Source organism: Nocardia sp. CA-135953 (assembly GCF_050955735.1).
GTDB lineage: Bacteria > Actinomycetota > Actinomycetes > Mycobacteriales > Mycobacteriaceae > Nocardia.
The window spans coordinates 2,446,671-2,463,857 of sequence record NZ_CP192082.1; the positions used below are offsets into that span (position 1 = coordinate 2,446,671).

Annotated in this window: 16 protein-coding genes; 8 read left to right on the top strand and 8 right to left on the bottom strand. The window is 66.1% G+C overall.

Going from position 1 to position 17,187, the window contains the following annotated elements:
* The first annotated feature begins 7 nt into the window (after positions 1-7).
* From ACQPXH_RS11205 to ACQPXH_RS11230, 6 genes are read left to right on the top strand one after another with little or no spacing between them, the layout of a single operon-like run.
* A complete protein-coding gene (locus ACQPXH_RS11205; RefSeq protein WP_433602237.1) occupies positions 8-1,504 on the top strand; it encodes a PPE domain-containing protein in 1,497 nt (498 codons plus the stop codon).
* On the top strand, positions 1,501-1,884 hold the full coding sequence (locus tag ACQPXH_RS11210) for a YbaB/EbfC family nucleoid-associated protein (RefSeq protein WP_433602239.1): 384 nt from the start codon (positions 1,501-1,503) through the stop codon (positions 1,882-1,884). Before ACQPXH_RS11205 ends, ACQPXH_RS11210 begins: the two co-directional genes overlap by 4 nt.
* Complete coding sequence (locus ACQPXH_RS11215) at positions 1,881-2,597, top strand: hypothetical protein (RefSeq protein ID WP_433602241.1); 717 nt, start codon at positions 1,881-1,883, stop codon at positions 2,595-2,597. Before ACQPXH_RS11210 ends, ACQPXH_RS11215 begins: the two co-directional genes overlap by 4 nt.
* Before the next feature lie 11 nt (positions 2,598-2,608).
* Complete coding sequence (locus ACQPXH_RS11220; RefSeq protein ID WP_433602242.1) at positions 2,609-2,962, top strand: hypothetical protein; 354 nt, start codon at positions 2,609-2,611, stop codon at positions 2,960-2,962.
* A 31-nt stretch (positions 2,963-2,993) separates the two neighbouring features.
* On the top strand, positions 2,994-3,302 hold the full coding sequence (locus ACQPXH_RS11225; RefSeq protein ID WP_433602244.1) for a hypothetical protein: 309 nt from the start codon (positions 2,994-2,996) through the stop codon (positions 3,300-3,302).
* Positions 3,303-3,309: 7 nt separating this feature from the next.
* Positions 3,310-5,781, top strand: coding sequence for a hypothetical protein (locus tag ACQPXH_RS11230; protein WP_433602245.1), 2,472 nt, complete (start codon positions 3,310-3,312; stop codon positions 5,779-5,781).
* Here ACQPXH_RS11230 and ACQPXH_RS11235 read toward each other — a convergent pair.
* The 6 genes from ACQPXH_RS11235 to ACQPXH_RS11260 form a co-directional block, all read right to left on the bottom strand.
* Positions 5,772-6,158 carry a YbaB/EbfC family nucleoid-associated protein gene (locus ACQPXH_RS11235; RefSeq protein WP_433602246.1) on the bottom strand — a complete coding sequence of 129 codons (387 nt, stop codon included), beginning with the start codon at positions 6,156-6,158 and terminating at the stop codon, positions 5,772-5,774. The two genes, ACQPXH_RS11230 and ACQPXH_RS11235, sit on opposite strands and share 10 nt — an antisense overlap.
* A complete protein-coding gene (locus ACQPXH_RS11240) occupies positions 6,158-6,424 on the bottom strand; it encodes a hypothetical protein (protein ID WP_433602247.1) in 267 nt (88 codons plus the stop codon). Before ACQPXH_RS11240 ends, ACQPXH_RS11235 begins: the two co-directional genes overlap by 1 nt.
* Positions 6,425-6,455: 31 nt before the next feature.
* On the bottom strand, positions 6,456-9,593 hold the full coding sequence (locus tag ACQPXH_RS11245; protein WP_433602248.1) for a T3SS effector HopA1 family protein: 3,138 nt from the start codon (positions 9,591-9,593) through the stop codon (positions 6,456-6,458).
* Complete coding sequence (locus ACQPXH_RS11250; protein ID WP_433602249.1) at positions 9,590-9,871, bottom strand: hypothetical protein; 282 nt, start codon at positions 9,869-9,871, stop codon at positions 9,590-9,592. The genes ACQPXH_RS11245 and ACQPXH_RS11250 overlap by 4 nt, the downstream gene beginning before the upstream one ends.
* The gene (locus tag ACQPXH_RS11255) at positions 9,868-11,550 is read right to left on the bottom strand and encodes a hypothetical protein (RefSeq protein WP_433602250.1); all 1,683 of its coding nucleotides are present in this window, start codon (positions 11,548-11,550) and stop codon (positions 9,868-9,870) included. Before ACQPXH_RS11255 ends, ACQPXH_RS11250 begins: the two co-directional genes overlap by 4 nt.
* 69 nt (positions 11,551-11,619) lie before the next feature.
* Positions 11,620-12,051, bottom strand: coding sequence for a YbaB/EbfC family nucleoid-associated protein (locus tag ACQPXH_RS11260; protein ID WP_433602251.1), 432 nt, complete (start codon positions 12,049-12,051; stop codon positions 11,620-11,622).
* A gap of 173 nt (positions 12,052-12,224) precedes the next feature.
* On the opposite strand from ACQPXH_RS11260, the gene ACQPXH_RS11265 reads away from it, so the two are divergent.
* Positions 12,225-14,111 (top strand): type VII secretion target, encoded by a 1,887-nt coding sequence (locus ACQPXH_RS11265; RefSeq protein ID WP_433602252.1) that lies wholly within the window; start codon positions 12,225-12,227, stop codon positions 14,109-14,111.
* 71 nt (positions 14,112-14,182) lie between these two features.
* Here ACQPXH_RS11265 and ACQPXH_RS11270 read toward each other — a convergent pair whose 3' ends face one another.
* Both ACQPXH_RS11270 and ACQPXH_RS11275 read right to left on the bottom strand, forming a co-directional pair.
* A complete protein-coding gene (locus ACQPXH_RS11270; protein ID WP_433602253.1) occupies positions 14,183-15,199 on the bottom strand; it encodes a hypothetical protein in 1,017 nt (338 codons plus the stop codon).
* A 110-nt stretch (positions 15,200-15,309) separates the two neighbouring features.
* Positions 15,310-16,488 (bottom strand): FAD-binding protein, encoded by a 1,179-nt coding sequence (locus tag ACQPXH_RS11275; protein WP_433602254.1) that lies wholly within the window; start codon positions 16,486-16,488, stop codon positions 15,310-15,312.
* A 305-nt stretch (positions 16,489-16,793) separates the two neighbouring features.
* Here ACQPXH_RS11275 and ACQPXH_RS11280 point away from each other — a divergent pair, with 305 nt between their 5' ends.
* A complete protein-coding gene (locus ACQPXH_RS11280) occupies positions 16,794-17,180 on the top strand; it encodes a hypothetical protein (protein WP_433602255.1) in 387 nt (128 codons plus the stop codon).
* Positions 17,181-17,187: the final 7 nt, after the last annotated feature.

Here is a 17,187-nt window from a genome sequence, read left to right on the forward strand (position 1 = left end):
GGAGACGATGCCGCTGAATGTCGATCCGGCGCAACTCGTCGAGGTGGCCTCGAAGCTGGCCGCACTGGCGCGTGATACCGGAGCCGGATTGCCGAACGGCTGGGTGCAGCCTGCGGGGGCCGACCCGATCTCCGGGGCACATGTGCCCCGGCTCAACGCACAGGCCGCATCGCTGTTCAATGGCGTGCTCGGCGTGCTCAATGAAGTGCAGCGTCACGCGCACCACGTGGGCGGCGCGGCAGCCGATTACACCGCGACCGATGATCAGAACGCGCGCATTATCAATGGCAGCGGCGCGGAGATCCTCGCCAATCCGGTAGGCGATGTGCAGGAATTCGGTCTCCGGCAAGCGCCGACCTTCTCCCTGCCCGCCGCTACCGGATCGGTCGACCCGCTCACGTTCGCGAAGCAACTGCACACCGGCCCGGGTCCTGGCCCGGCGACCAGCTTCGCGGCCGATATCCGCAAGTACACCGGCGGGTTCCACACCGCGGCCGCCGAAGGTGTCGACGGTGCGGCCACACTGATGCAGAACTGGACGCCGGTCGGTAGCACGGTGGCCGAACACCTGACCCAGCATCGGAATTGGCTGGGCCAGCTCGGCGCCGGATTAGGGGCGTTGGCCGACAATGTCGACTCCTACAGCAATGCGTTCACGGTCGCGAAGGCCAAACATCCGACACCCGAGGAGATCATCGCGGCCCGCAAGCGGTTGCTGGCCGCGATGAAGTCGAAGAACGAATTGGCGATCCAAGCGGCGCTTGCCGAATTCCAGGAGCAGAACGCCCGCTCCGCCGAGGCGATCACCGGCTACACCACGACTGTCAACTCCAAGGTTCCCGAGGGTGGTACGAGCGACACAGGTGGCAGCGGCAAGGGCAGCAGCAGTGGCAGCGATTCGAGCAGCATGCTGTCCCAGATGCTGCCCGCGATGATGCAGGCCATGTCATCGGCCGCCGGCATGGCGCAGAACCAGGACACCTCGGATCTCGGCCTCGACGACGAATACAGCGACTACGGATACGACGACCTCGGCATTCCGAGCGGCCTCGGGTCGTCGCTGGGCTCTGGGGGAGCGGGCAGTTCGATCTCCGGCGCCGGGATTCCGGACATCACCGGGGCGAGTACCTCGATGTCGGTGGGCGCCATGCCGATCGTCGCGACCGCGGGTGCGGCATCGAACACCCCGGTCGGGATGGCGAGGACACCGGTCATCGAGCCACTGTCGTCCGCGTCGTCGGGCGCGGCGGCCGCCGCGCGCGGTGCCGGTACGGGCACCGGGATGATGCCGTATATGCCGATGGCCCCCGGTATGGGCGGTGCCGGTGGCAACGGTAACGAACGCAACCGGGTGGTCGCCTGGCATCCCGATCGGTTGATGTACGTCGACGACACACCCCATACCGAACAGGTCATCGGGGAACGGCCGACGATCGCCCCGACCGTGACACCGCCGACGCCATCGCCCGGCCAGGGCCCGACCCAATCCGGAGGTTCCGTGTGAGTGATATCCACCCCGATGTCCAGGCGGCCCTCGACGCCGCCCGTGAGTTGCGGCATCGAATTGCCGATATGCGTGAGCGAATCGACGGCATCCGTGCGCGTCGGCCCTCGCCCAGCGGTGCGATCATCCCCGAGGTGGACGCGATGGGCCGGCTGACGGATCTGTTCATGGCGCCGGGCACCGTGGATCGGCTCACCAATCAAGAACTGGTCACCGAGATCATGGCGGCCATTCGGGAAAGTACCGCTGACGCGGCACGGCAGTACCAGAGCGTGATGGAAGCGGTGCCGCCGCCCGAGCCGTTCGAGTCGACCGGTCCTTCGGGTCCGGTCGGGCCCTCCGTGCCGCCCCCGGCGACAGCGGGTGCGGTGCCGTCATGACAGAACCCGGCGCGGTCACCGTTGCCGATACCGTGCGGTGGCTGCACGACGAGGGCCTGGTCCGGTTGGCCGGTGTCGCGGAACGAATGCCGAGTCTGGTGGCCGCCTACACCGTCGACGTCGCGACCGGAACCGTCGTCGCCCATCCGGCGACCGGTGTCGGTGTCGGATCGGATGTGGTAACCCTCGGCGCCGACGATCTGCCCTATCCGGTCGGCACCGCGAAGCGCTTGGTGATCGTGGGTGTCACCACCGCCGAGGCATTACTGGTTGTCGACCTGGCGACCGCATTGACCATTGCCGTCAATGCCGATCGACCGGAGCTCGCGGCTCGGGCCTGGGCGATGCAATTGCTGCTCAACTCCGAGATCACGGTGACCACCAATAGCGCCGATATCGCGATCGCGAACAGTCCGCGCTGCCGCCAAAGTTTCATCCCCGGCGGCGGCGCGACGATCATGAATATCGACGACGCGCGCCCGCCGATCACGACGGTTACGCTCAACCCGACGAACGAGGGGCCGGATCATCTCGATGTCGCCCCGGACGGCACCGCCGAGATGTACCTCGGCGCTCGATTCTGGCAGCTGCGCCAGATCATGAGCATCGATGATGCCGCGTGGAGTGCGCTGGCCACACGCCTGGACGCACCCGATGAGGATCCGTCCGTGCGCAGTGCATCATCGAATCGTCAATCCGCCGAACGACTGTAGGAGGGACCCCGTTGACCGAGCCACATTCGGACGAATTCGACGTGGACGAGGGAGCACCGGCTCCCGACTGGCGGAGCATGGTCTATGAAGTGTTCAATCCCGACCACACCTGCGGCGTCGCATGCGACCGTGACGGTGAGATCGTCGGGCTGCACATCACCGACGACGCCCGTGACAACGGCGATGCCTGGTTGGCCGCGGAGATTCTGAAGCTCGCGCGCTTGGCACATATGAAGTCCCGGGTCGGACTGCGTGCCGAAATGGAGTACAAAGGCACGCGTTCCTACACCATCGACTCGTTCGATCTGCCCACCGAAGCCTCCTTCCGTGCCATGGTGAATGCCGAATTCGGCGCCACCAGCTGAATCGAAATAACCTCTCAGACGGGATGCCGACATGGTGGATATGGACGAACCGCACGAAGTGAACGCTGCGGCAGGCAGATTCGCCGGAGCCATCGAAACGGTCTCGGATCAGGTTTCCGGGACCGTCTCGGATCTGGTCCTGCACCATCGGCCCGAATCGGACCTCGACCGGTCGCTGGACGCGCACCGGCAGGAGATCGTGACAGCGTTCGGTCACGCCGTCGCGGCCAATAACCACGGTGCGCGAATCACCCACACCGCGACGGTGAGCACGACGAATGTCCTCACCGATGCGGATGTCAGGGGCGGGACGTACGTCCAACGCTACGACTCGATCTGATCACCGGATGCCACCGGAGCACGAAAGTCGATACTGGGACAGGATAGTCCGGGACAAATGGCCGGAGGTCCCGCCCGGCGACTGGAGCGCACTGGAAAACACCTCGCGTGACGGCGCCGCGGCGTTGGACACGCTCGGCGCCGAACAAGCCCGCCACGACTTCGACAATCGGGTCCGCGCCAGCGAGGGGCTCGAGCCCGTCAAACAAAATATGCTCGAGCAGCGCGGGAATCCGCAGGCCTTCGCCGACGCGCTGGATGCCGCGGCCGGTATCTTCGGGTTTTTCTCCGATCTGGTCTATCGCACCCGCAACAAGATCCTCGACATCGTCGAGGAGGCCACCGCCAAAATTCAGCAGGCGTATCAGGCTGCCGCGAACGACGAATCCGATGACGAGGCCGAACGTGAGGCCAAGGCGGATGCCTTGAACGCCCGCGTCGAACGGATCATCGCCGAGGCCCGTGACGAGGTCGACGATGTGGTGCGGACCGCACAGACGTCGATCGGCCCGACGATTCTGCGGGACCTGGAGCGCATCAAGGACAAGCTGCGGCAACCGGGGCCAGGGAACCCCGGCGGTCCACGGCTGCCCGAAGGACCGCCGGGACACTGGCCTGCCCATCCACACCTGCCCGGCCCGCAGCACGAGATCGGGCATCCGGGGGCTGGACCGAACCACCAGTTCCCGGTTCCCCTGGGCGCGGGCCCGCAATTCGATGTGCCGGTGTGGGATCCGTTCGACCAAGGCCTGCCGGGACGCGGGCCGACGGACCTTCCGGTCGATTCGCCATCGCAGGGCACGCCGACGGATGCGCCGACCACCATGGGTATGCCGCCCGCGGTTTCGGCCCCGACCTCGACTCCGGGTGTCACCACGGGCTATGCACCGACGGTGCAGCCGGACGGTGCCGATCCAAATGCCGCCACAACCGGCGTCTCGTCGCGTGCGCCATCCACGACCAGCTCCGATGAATTCCAGGGGCATACCGATTCCGATGCGCCTGGCGACACAGCCGCCGATACCACCGATTCCCAGCAACACGGGGAATCCGGCACGTCCGCAACCGATTCCGGTCACGGCTCCGATTCCACCGAGATCGCGCGGGAGGCTGCGTCGACAAACTCGGCAGGTCAGATGCTGCCGACGATCTTGCCACCTGCGGCCGGTTCGACCGGAATATCCGCGCCGCCATCGTCGGCACCGCCGGTATCGACACCGTCCTCGGCGCAAACGCCGGCGCAATCCCCGGCCGCGCAGTCGCGGCCCGGGTTGGAAAATAAAGCCCCGCAGGTCGATTCGCGTGCGTCGGGGTCCCCGGTACCCAAGATATCTGCCGGTCCGACCGTGTCGGCGCCGGTTGCGGCCGTCCCGCCTACGAAATCGGGTTCGCTGCAACGTGATCCGCAAGCCGTGGACGGACGATCGGATGCAGGCGGCAGCGACGAACTGATCCGTGATGTGGTCGGCGGTGCGATGGCGGCCGCCGCCGCTCCGACCTTCATGCTCGGCGAGCGCGTCGACGGCGATCTGGTTTTGGCACGGACCTTGCTGGGCGGCGTACTGGCCGTGGTGGATTCGTCGGTGATCGGCCTGGAGTGGGCGGTGTCGATAATGCGGCATTCCGGCGGCGTCAACGCGTTCGTCACCTCGAATGAGGGCCGTGGCTGGCTGCCTGCGGGCCTGTACCTTCCGCGGGAGATTTCGACGCCTTGGATGTGGGAGGTCGCGGACAACGCTTGGGAAGGCGTGTCCGATCCGGCGCGGGTGCTCGCCGAATTCGGTGCGGCATGGGGACGCCGAACGGGTGCCAAGGTGACCGCGATCGTGTCGTCGCAGCCGATCGATTCGGCTATGCGCGCCCAGATGCGTGAGGTACCGATGGAGGGGCCGGTATCCGCCTCGTCGGCAATGGATTTGAGCGCGGCGGCAGCCGGTTTGGCGGATCGACTCGGCCTGGTGGCCGCTCAGCAGTTACTCGATCGGGTCGGAAAGGTCCCGGCGCAGGGGATCCGATCGCGCTGCATCGACCTCGCCTGGGATGCGCATCGGCGAGTCGGCCAGGCGGGTGCGCCGGACTCACTGGGGCTGCCGCACCTGCGCCAGCGGATCATGGAAGCGATCCGGCAACGCCGGGAGGTGTCCACCGACTGGTGGGACGAATTGCGTGATGCCGACGATCTGCTCGCCGCGTCGATGCTGTCGCACCGGGCCGATGTATCACGAGTCACGTTGGGGGAGTTGCGATCCGACGCCGACGGGCGGTCGGCGACGGAGGCGATGCTGCTGCGCGCGATGGTATTCGAGCGCCGCTGTGACGAACTGGCGCTGCTGCTCGCGGAGGAGCCGAATCGGCAGCGCTTGCGCGATGCGGTCTACGCCCACGGACAGATCGTCGATCACCCGTTGTTCGTGGACGCACCACGCGCACCCGCCGCTCGGCGACCGACGATCAGCACCGGACCGCTACGTCAGCCGTAGTCGTCGTCCTCGTCGACCGGCGCGGGCTGCTGAACGAGTACTGTGTCCGGTTCCCGAAGGCTGGGCGCGCCCAGCAGTAGATCCGCCGCATCGGGCATGCGGCCGACGATATCTTCGATCGGGCCGATGGCTTCGCTGACCCGCTGATGCGCCAGCCGCGCGGCCTCCCGGGCTGCTTCCGTGACAGCCCGGCCGAGATCCGCCGCCGCGCCACGCAATGCCCGCGGCTCAATTCGCACGTCGGTGACAATTCCGGACTGATCGACCGTTACCTCGACCGAACCATCGCGCGAACTGGCCTCGGCGCTCATGGCGGACAACTCGTCCCGAATATCGGCGAGCTGTGCCCGTTGCTGTTCGTAGTGCCACTGCTCCATCAGCGGTTGCCGGCACGGAGTGCAGTCTCGCCTTCGGCATAGTGGCCGGGCATCATGCCCGCGATATCGGCACGAACTGCGCGCGGCCATTGCGGATCCGCGATCCGAGCCAACAGCCAGTCGGTGTCGTGCCGGTCCAGGCGGGCCACCGCGAAATAGACGATATCGTCGTCGAACATATCTGGATTTCGGTCCGGGTCTATGTCCCCGCGCAAGTAGTCGGTGACAATGTCGCGGGCGGCATCGATCCGTCGCTGATCGGTCATATCAACGTCCTTTCGTATGCGGCGTCGTCGATCATAGGCGGTAATTCTCGTGGGGAAGTCCTGGATTCGCACCGTGCCTCGGCAGTGCGGCAAGGACCGCGTCGCGGAAGTCCAGGTACGTGCCGTCGCGCATGCGGACCGACTGCAATGCTTCGAAGATCGCATCCGCTCGGATACCGCCGAAGCTCTTGCCCTCCAGCAGCGGTTCTGCGCCTATACCCACACCCTCCATCACTTGTTGTGTCATGGCGGGGACGTCCCAGCGGAAAGTATCGGGGTGCTGCATCTGATAGTCCTTCAGCCAGTCGACGACTCTATAGGCATCCGATAACTCGTTCACATATACGACGAGACTGTCCGAGCTGATCCGTCGTGGCCCGCCTACTTTTGCGGCGGCGATCCCCGGGAATTGATCGGGGCGATCCACTACGTCGCGCACGAGGCTTCGGACGAGAGCCGGCGTGGCATCACCCTGCGCATTTACGTATACACGATAACCGATATCATCGACATCAGCCGCCATGCGGTGGTAGAAGAGAAAGCCGACGTTCCATGGGTCCACGTCGCGTGCGTTCTCGGGGGTGAGGACCTTCTCAGGTCCCCGTCCGTATTGGATACTTGCCCGCTGACTATCGGGTGCCCGGGTACTGAGAACGTCGCCCATTTCCCCGATATAGTCGCGTGGATCGGAAATGGTGTTGGGCTCGGAAGAGGCATGGTACCGGGCGTAGACATCATTCCGAACACCGATGGAATCCTGGTCCATCCAGATCCGCTGGAGAAATTGTTCGAGGTTCTCGCGGGACAGCGGTGGTGTTTCCAGTCCGTGCACCTGATAAGAGAGGTCTCGCACTGCGATGAGTCCGTCGAAAGAAATGTCCGGGTCCATGCTGTAGACGAATTCCGTCAACGGCATGTCGGGCCGGAGGGCCTGATGCAATTCCTCGAACGACATGTCCGGCCGTATGAGCTGCGAGAACTCCTCGGGCGACAGATCGGGCCTTACCGCCTGATGGAAATCCTCGAGCGATATCTCCGAACGCACGACCTGATGCAATTCCTCCAGTGTGCGCGGGTGGTCCAATACTTCGGGGAATTTCCGCACGGCATATTCGAATACGTCCGCATCCGGATGCCCCGCTGGCCACAGGTCGCCCGCAGCGGGCGATGCTTCCTCGCCGAGCGGCGGCACCGTCCGCTGCGGATCCCCATCGCCTCCGGCGTGGTCGGGTGGCGGTGTCGTCTCTTCCTCACGTGCGCGCTGGGGCCCGACCTGTGGGTCGTGCTCAACCTGTGGGTCGTGCTCAGGGGGCACGGTTTCTTCGGTGCGCGGTGCGGCAGGTCGTTGTGGCTCGGCCGTGTCTCCTTTGCTCTGGGGGTGTTCGGGCGGGGACTCTCCGGTATGCGGCGGGACTGTGCGGCCTGGGTCGGCGGGACCTCGTTCGCCCTCTGTGTGCTCCGGTGGCGGAGTTGCTTCTTCGTTGGGTGCATGCGGGGGCCAGACCCGCTTGTCGCCCGCTGGCGGTGCGGTCTCTTCGGCGGTTGGTCGTGCCGTCGGCTGTGGCTCGGCTGGTTCCTTTTGGGCCGATTCCGGCGTACCGGGCTCTCGAGGCGGGAGATCTCCGTCGGAGTCAGGAGGTGGAGTGACGGGTTCGCCGCCGGCCGGGTCACCCGGTCTGGGGGCGGTGGGGTCTGGGCGTGATCCCGTTGGGCCGGGCGGGTGTGGGCCGGATCCACCCGGTGGCGTGGTGCCGGGGGGTGTGGCGGTGGTCGGCGGGGTGTCGGGAGGCGTGGCTGTGCCCGGCGGTGTTGTCGTGGGGGGTGGGGTTCCCTGCGGTGGTGGTGTAACGGGTGGGGTTACGTCGGGCGCTGTGGGGTGTGGTGGGGTGGGTGGTGTGGCGCCGGGCGGGGTGGCACCAGGCGGTGGCGTGGGTGGTGTGGCGCCGGGCGGGGTGGCACCAGGCGGTGGCGTGGGTGGTGTGGCGCCGGGCGGTGTGGCAGGTGGTGTGGCACCGCGAGGGGTGGCGCCCGGCGGTGTGGCGGGTGGTGTGGCGCCCGGCGGTGTGGCGCCGGGCGCGCCGGGCGTGGCTGGTGGTGTGGCACCGGGAGTGACCGGTGGCGTAGTGCCAGGTGTGGCTGCTGGTGTGGTGCTCGGAGGTTTGGTGGACGTATTCGAGGTCGAGGAGTCTGTCTTGGCCTTGACTCGCATACCCGGTGGCAAGGGGCGGGTGAAGATTGTGGCCGAACCGACGAAGCCGCCGACGAAACCTTGGATCACGGTGGTTCGCAGTTCCTCGGCGTCAGGGATATGCCCGTTGACGATAATCCCCGCGCCCGCACCGCTGATCGCGCCCGCGAAGCCGCCGACGCCACCGATCAGCAGCCCGGCGGTGACGTGTGCACCGTAGCGGACGATATTCGATTCCGACTTCCCGGCGACCTTGCCGAGGAATTTGTTGATCCCGGGAGCGAATCGCGAGGCGAATCGCGCTCCGACGCCGCCGCCTACGCCACCGATGATCGCGGCATCTTCGACCATGTCCCAGTCCATTTTGTCGCGGTGGTGAAGTACCTCCTTCTGGTAGAACTGGGCACCTGCGTTGACGGCGGCAGCGGTACCGGCGCCGAGTGTGGCCCCGATCGCAGTGGCCTTGGCCAGCGGTAAACCCTTGCGTTTGGTGGCACAATCCAGTCCGACCTTCTTGACCCGGCCGTAGTACCGGCGAGAGCTCGCGGTCCAGGACGCATCGGCCGCCGCCCGGTCCTCGGCCGCCTTGACAACGCCCGGCGCGGACAGCAGCGCATCCACCACCAGCTGTGCCAGCAGCGCGAATCCGGTTGCGATCACCTGTAGCTTGGTGAATTCACAGTCGTTGGCCTTCTGGTAGCACTGCTCGGCCATGGAGTCGCAGTACTCGGCCTGATTGCGCAGATCGTCGCCCAGCTGCACATTCCTGGTCGCCTTCGTGTCCGCGCTGTAGCCGTGGAGGGCGGCCTTCTCCGTTTTGCTCGCCGCATCGTGCCGTTTGCCGAGCTGGCGGCAGCTGTCGCCGGTCGCCTTCCAGTGGTCACCTTCGCGGCGCACCGCGTCCTCATCGCAATCCGGCCAGTACCCCGCCACGGCCTCGACCAGCCACTTGGGAAATGCCGCAGGCAGCGTCAGTGTCACAGTGACGCACCAGGTGTGGCGGCCTGCTCCTCGGGCACTCTCGAAACCTCGGAAGCGATGTCGGCGACATCCGATTCGGTGACGAATGCACGACGTGCCGTCGCGATCATGTCGTCGGTGATGTCCGGATGAGCAAAGGCAATGGTGATCAGTGCCGAGTCGGTGTTCGGTCCCAATCCCACGTGCATTCGCAGCGGCCGACCGCCGACAGCCGCGGACAGTTCGGTCTCGAAGGTGCTGTGCCGCGCTTCGGCGGTGGATCCACCGCCGAAGTTCACGGCGTCGCCGGCTTCCGTGCGGTATCGATCAGCAAGCGGTGCAACACCTTTGCCGGCGGCGCCGCCTCGGAACCGTTTATCTGGACCTCGGTGAACGCGTCCGCCACCGCCATCCCGGGGTCGAAGCGGCCGTTGTGGAAGGCGTAGCCGCTCAGCTGGGCCCGCCATTGCTCGTATTCCGAGTTCGACTCGGTGACCGTTTTCTCGCGCGGTGCGGTGCCCCGGGTGCGCGTGAACTCGGCTACCAGCGCGTCCTGAGCCGCCTGCCTGGCGCGGAAGCCACCCGCGACATCGAGTGCGTGTCCGAGTTCGCGGACCATTGTCGAATACACCGGCCGCCGGTCCGAACCGCGCGCGAGTTTCCCGGAATGCGTTGCGGTGCGGACATATTCGGCGAACACACCGGGATTGCGGGCGACTACGGTGTCGAGCACGATGCGACGGGTGAACGGCTCGGGGCCGGCGGCCCCCGCGACCCAATCCCATTCCAGGCGGGTGGCGGCGTCGGCCGAGTCGGCGATCGCTATCTGTCGCAGATCGACATATGGGTACTGGGAGAGCACGTCGTCGAGCGCCGCCGCGACCTCCCGGATCGTGTACCCGTCGACGCTCGGATCGTCGAACCCGATGAGCTCGAGATCATGCCGATCGGCCATTTTCCGTGCCAGCAGCGCGTTTTCACCAGCGGCCACACCATCGGCCGCCCACGGATGACGCGCGCCGGATTTCGACTCGGCGCCGAAGGCCTTGCCCGCCGCCTTCGGCGCCGGACGGGCGTATTGCTGTTGTTGGTCCGGCAGGTGCGGTGCGGACATCCGCGGCGGCGTACTCGACGGTGCCGAAACCTGCGGCGCGTTGCTGCTCGGTGCCGACGTCTGGGCAGGTGCGGCGGCCGCAGCCTGCGGCGCGCTGCTATCCGGCGCGGAACCGCTACCGGACGGACCTCTCGACCACGGTGTATTCGATTGCTTGCGGTCGGCGGCCGCGGCGTCGGCGGTTGGTTGGACAGCCGTCGGCTGCGCCGAATTACCCGTCGTGGCGGTCGATTCCGGTCGCGAGTCGGACGTGTCGCGGGTATCCGGCGAGCCCGCGCCGTCACCGAACGGGCTGCCCTGCCCGGCCATGCCGTTCCGGTTCATGCCGCCCAGGGTGGTCGGTGCGGTGGCCGCAGGAGTGGGCGATGCGCTGCTCGAGGTATCCGGTGTCGCCGTCGAAGTCGGCGCGGAGGAATCGGCCGGGTCGGGTTGCGATGCCGGAGACGATCGCGTGGCGTCGGGCGTGGTGTTCGTTGCGATCGGAGTCTGCTGATCCTGCGAGTACCGATCGGTCGGTGTGGTCGAGCCGACATTCTGGCTGCCGGGCCGCGACTGTTCCCCGGTGTCGCTGATCGATCGAGCGGATTCGCGATCCTGGCGGTCGAAGCCTTCGACGAGGTCGCTGACGATCTTGCCCTCTTCGCGCAGGCTCGCAACCGTCTTCGCCAGGCTTGCGATTCCTTTGTCCCTATCCGGCACATAGGTCTCGGCGAAGGCCTGCCCCGGCGCATCCTTGCCCCAGGGTTCACCTTGGAGTGCGGCCTTCAACTGATCGAGCACGCGCTGCGCCTCCGCGCCGATATCCTCGAATTCCGGCACCAGTGCACGAAGTCGCTCCTCATCGACTTCCAACGACTGCGCCACCCGGACTCCTCACGCCTGCTGCGGTCAATTCTCACGCGCTCTGCGCAGCCTTCCCAGGAGTGGGAGTATTCAGTCGGTGTGCGAACCGTCGTTCTCGGCGGATTCGCGGGCATCGCGCCAGCTCGGCGCCCCTGGAACCAGATCGGGCAGGTCGGGCATGAGTTCGGCGGTATCGACGATGGGTGCGATCAGCGCGTCGTGTTGCGAGCGCGCCGACCGTGCCGCAGCCTGCGCGGCCTCGACAATCGCCCGCCCGACATTTTCGGGCTTCGCGCGCATCGCCTGCGCGGTCAATCGAACGTCGGTGACTACCCCCGCGCCATCCACGGTCACCTCGACCAGCTGATCGGATGAACTGGCCTGTGCGCGCAGTGCGTCCACTTGTTGCTGGATCTCGGCGATCTGAACCTGCTGTTTCTCGTAGACGTCCATGATGTAGTCGACCTGGTTGCGCATACCGTTGTTCGCCGACCGCAGGCCTTCGAGCTCCCACTGATCCATTGCCCGTCTCCCACTGGTTCATCGCTGTTCTGGTCGCGGTCCGGCGCCCGTCCGGCGGATTCGCCAGCATCACAGTGCGCCGATTATCGGCCGACTCCCGCAGGTGGGTGATTCCCCACCAGTGGGAAGGATCGACAATGGAGATCGGCGGCGGGAAAGGATCTGATCGAGCAATGCCGGACAACAGCATGAATATCGACCCGGATGTCCTGCGGCAGCTGGCGCTTCAGCATGAGCAGGTCGGGCGCGATACTCTTGCCTGGTCGGAGCCGCCGCAGGCATGGCTGGACAGCTTCGAGTCCACCTACGGCACCATCGCCGACCCCGTTCGGCAGGCGCTGGTGAAGTACTACGGTGCCCGCGAGCGAGCCGGTAAGGCGCTGGCGCAGGAACACTTCAACACCGCGAAATCGCTTCGGGACTCGGCGGATTCCTATGAGAACGTCGACAACGACATAGCGTCGAACCTTCGAAATATCGGAAACGACTTCGGGGGGCCGCACAGCGGGCCGACGCCCAACGGCGTGGACCCGAATACTCAGTACACCCCGCCGCCCGGCGGCCCTGGTGGTGGGCCCGGCGGACCAGGAGGTGGACCGGGAGGCGGACCAGGTGGAGGGCCCACGTCGACCGATACCCCGATGGCACCCGCGGCAACGAACGGTTCGACACCGGCGAGCGGCGGTCCCGGTGGCACCTCCGGTATGCCCGGTGCGGTTTCGCATCCGGACCAGACGAGTCCGGGAACGTCCGGCGCGACAGCCGGAACAACACCGCCGCCGGTGTCGGCCGGGCCGATCGGGTCCGGGCCGAGCGCGGGTCCGGTATATGCCGGTTCGGCAGACGATCGCGGTTCGGGCCAGCCTCCGGCCGGGCCGACCGCGGCCGCGAACGGCATCCCCATCCCGGTGCCGGTCAGCACACCGTTCGGATCCGCCGTCGCCGCCGCAAAGGATAAGGAAGCCGAGCCGGCCTATGTGGTCGGCAATGCGGTGAACGACGATCTGGTACTGGCCAGGACCCTGCTCAGCAGTGTGCTCGCGGCCGTCGACTCGCCGGTCGGCATGGCCTGGGCCGTTGCGGTGATGCGCGGTCCGGCCGGCGCCGGGGTCTTCATCACCTCGAACGAGGGCCGCGGCTGGCTGCCGGCCAAGCTCTTCCTGCCGCGCGAAGTCTCGACGCCTTGGCTGTGGGATGAAGTGCTCGGCCCCGACAGTGGCAGCGCGTCCTGGGAAAGTGTGTCGGATCCGGCCCGAGTGCTGGTCGAGTTCGGCCTCGCATGGGGGCCGAAGGCGAATGCGAGCCTGTCCGCACTGGTCTCCTCCGGCCCGATCGATCCCGGTCTGCGATCGCAGTTGAGCGAAGTGGCGATGGAAGGACTCGTAGGGCCGACATACGACGTCGACTTGCGCGAGTTCACCCCGGATACGGCGGACCGGCTCGGTTTGGTCGGGTCCCCGACCGCGCTGCAGTCCGTTGCGAGCGTTTCGGATCAGCAAGTGCGCGAGCGCTGTGTCCAATTGGCGACGGATGCGCACACCCGGGTCGGCCGGTCGGTGGTTGCCAGCGCGGACGCTGCGGGCGCGCGTCAACTGCGTGAGCGGATTCTCTTGGCCGTGCAGGCCGGGCAGAGCGTATCTCGGCAGCTGTGGGACGAACTGCGCGATGCCGACGATCTGCTTGCCGCGTCGATGCTGTCGCGTCGCGTCGATGTGGGGCGGGTCGGACTCGGCGACTTGCGGATCGACACCGAGTCTTCCGCCTTGCGGGACATGATCTTCGAGCGTCGCTGCAACGAGCTGGTGTTGCTGCTGGCCGAGGAGGCGGAGCGGCAGGACCTGCGCGATGCGATCTACGCACATGAGCAGATCGTGGGCCATCCGCAGTTCGTGGAGGTCCCGGCCGCGGTCTCGGTTGGCGAGGACGAGCGGGTCTCCCGTCCGGCCGGCGCGGCGGTCAGTGCTCCTGCGGTCAGTGCTCCGGTTGTCGCCGGACCGCCGACCGGCGCGGTGGTCGCGCCGACCTCGCCGGCGCCCGTTGTAGCGCCGGATCGGCCTTGATGTCGCTATAGGACGGTGACAGCACGCTGATTTCGACTTCAGTAGCGCCTTGGCCGTTCAGCCATCGAGGGCTACTCGGCACTCCAGGTGGGCGTGCCGTAGACGTTGAGCTTGTCGATGCCGTGGTCGGGCGAGAAGCCCAGCCCGATCGACGAGTAACGCCAGTTCGCCCCGGACGATTCGGCCGCGTGGGCGAGAGCGTCGACGGCATCAGTGGTGCCGTGGTGACGGGTTGCGAGTTCGCGTGCGAGCGTGGTCAGATCATCATCGCGCCCTGCGGTAAGCGAGAGTCCGAAGACAGGGTCGCCTACGCCGCGTTGACGGCAGACGAACCAGCGGAAGCGGTGGAGCTTGGCCGCGTCGGCGCCACACCGAACGAACTCGGACAGCAATTCCCATGCGGGATCACCGAAGTAGCGCACGAGTTTCATCGGCACAGCGGAGTCCTCCCGCTGGGTCCTCATGTAGATCTTGTGGTTCACGTTGCCACGTGCGTCCACCTCGATCGCGGCACCAGCGGTGTTGATGAGCGGCTCATCGTCGGGTACCGACGCCAATCCGGCGAACTCTGGCCAGGCACTGCACAACCGTTCCAGTGCCCCAGGGACAATCGTCGGACCGCCGTATACCTTGAGACGGGCCGCGTGATGTGGCGCCGCCGCGTGATGGACTACCCCTATCCATGTCGCGGATCGATACCGCGCTGGGATCTTCGCGGGATCGGGATACAGCGCCGCGACGAACGACTGCAACATATCGGCGACTGTCTCATCCCCATTCGGCAACCATGCGACCAGATCGCGGATCGCGGCGAGTTGCGCGGAGACGCGAGCGCCGAACTCCGTCTGCTGCGTAGCGGTTTCGGTGATATAGCGCACGGCAGGCGTGAACTTCCCACGACCACCGCTCACGCTGGCTTCGAACGGAATACCGGATCTGGTCAACGTACTTGCGCGCTGTCCATCCGGCCCGAGCGCGTCCAGCTGTCCACCAGAGGCTCGTTCCACCATGGCGCGAATGGACGTTGGGTCACAACCCGTCGCCACCCGTTCGGCCAAGCCGACCAGGAATTCTGCGGCAGCTCCCATAGAGACAATCTCTCTTTCCGCCGACATCGCACTCATCCGCATCCCCAATCCTGGAGGCAGCGCCCACATGACGCGGTGTCTGCGTCGGCTGGTTCGGTTTGCCAGATCAGTCAGATTTGCTCGGCCGCCCTGGCGAGCGGGAGGTGGGCATTGACATGTTCCAGTTGATGCGCGGAGCGCAGCTGTGCGAGTCGATTCAGGTCAGTTCCATAGAGGCGCTCTGCCAGTGAGCCGTCGAGGTCGTTGACGCCGTAAAGGTAAGGGCGCCCGCCAAGTTCGCAACAGCGCTCGAGAAGGTCGCGAAACACGTGGCGAGTGGCGGAGATAACGGCCGGCTCGTAGTCGATCCAGGTATACAAGCCCAATCCGATTGATACGGGGGCGGTGCCGACTGGTGCGAAGGCGAACGAGGACGCGTCGGGCGAGCGGCGCACTATAAGGATGTACAACATCACGTGAACATCCTTCAATGGAGCTCGGTCCAGCAAGGTCTCCACGGCCCCGAGCATCGGCGCGAACTGTCCTGCGGGCATGACGTAATCGGTCCATAGCCGCACTTGGTCCGAGAACCGGGCGGCTATCGATTCGGTGTGATATTCCCCGACGAACGGCAGATCGGACATGATCGTGCAGCTCGCATCGCGGCATCGCCGCAGGCCGTTCCCGCGCCAGCCGGTGGTGGAAGAAAGCCTGCCCTGGCGCAGGGATGCACAGTAAATGTCGATGTCGTCGCGCTGTGCGATCCGTTCTGTGTGCTCGGCGAGTTCAGCGAGTGTGGCGTGGTCTGCGCGATGCACGTGGGTGTCACGACAGCTCGGCACGGTGCGCAACACCGCCCGTTCGATCAGTCCGACAGTACCGAGTCCACCGAGTGCGAACCGGAACAGCTCCGGATGATCTGTCCGTGAGCACCAGCGGCTTGTTCCTGTTCCGTCGATCAGCTGGATCCGTTCCACATGGTCGATCTGCATGCCAGAACGCACTGAGTCGATCCCTGCGCCGCCCACAGAGAGTGTGCCGCCAACCGACATGTGCAGGTAGTTGGGTAATACAAGGACGGCCCTGTTACGGCGGTCGAGGTAACGCTCCAGGCCATACCAACTCATGCCGGCGGGCACCTCGATCAGGCCGTCGCCGAGGTCCCGCATTTGCGGGGCAGCAGTGTCCGGCGCGTAGGTGATGAGCAGTTCACCGTTGGCGACTGTCTGCCCATCGCAGGAATGACCCGCGCCGCGCAGCGCCAATGGTCGACCGGCGCCGAGCAGTGCGGAGGGAAACGCGGCGGGCATCCGATGCACAGCATGTGGGACGGCGTGTCGCAGACCGCCGAAGTCGGTGGTGAAATCGTCGATTGGGGGCCTCGAGGGGACTGATGTTCTCGCCTTGATGCGACTGGCTCGCACCCGAGTATGGTTCCTTCCCAGCGTTGGGAACCCAATGTGGCCCTCGTGCCGCATCCTGTAGGACACGGAGCACTCAACGGGGCCAGACTCCCGTCAACTGCCTCTCCGACGTGGCGATCGAGAAGGGCTCTTCAGTCAATCGCCGCACAGGCGGGGCGTCCGGCCCCGCGGATGAGGATGAGTGAGGATCGATGAGAGACATCCACCCCGACGTACGCGTCGGACTCAGCTTGAGGCGAGAGTTACGGCACCGTATCGCCGACATGCGCGAACGGGCCGACGCGATTGTTGCGCGTCGACCGTCCCCGAGCGGATTGGTCATTCCCGAGGTCGACGCCAAGGGACGGCTGTGCGACCTATACCTGGCACCGGGAACCTGTGCCCGATTCGGCAATCGGGAGCTCGCCGAGGAAATCGTGGTCGCAATCGCCGAAAGCGCCGAGGATGCGCGCCGCCAGTACCAGATCGCGATGAACGATCCCGAAAATCTACCACGACCGCTCTCGGAGATCATGCGCGATTGGCGGGCCGCCGGGTCGGATCGGCAGCCCCCCAATTTTGGGAAGCCGGAACAATGAATCTGAG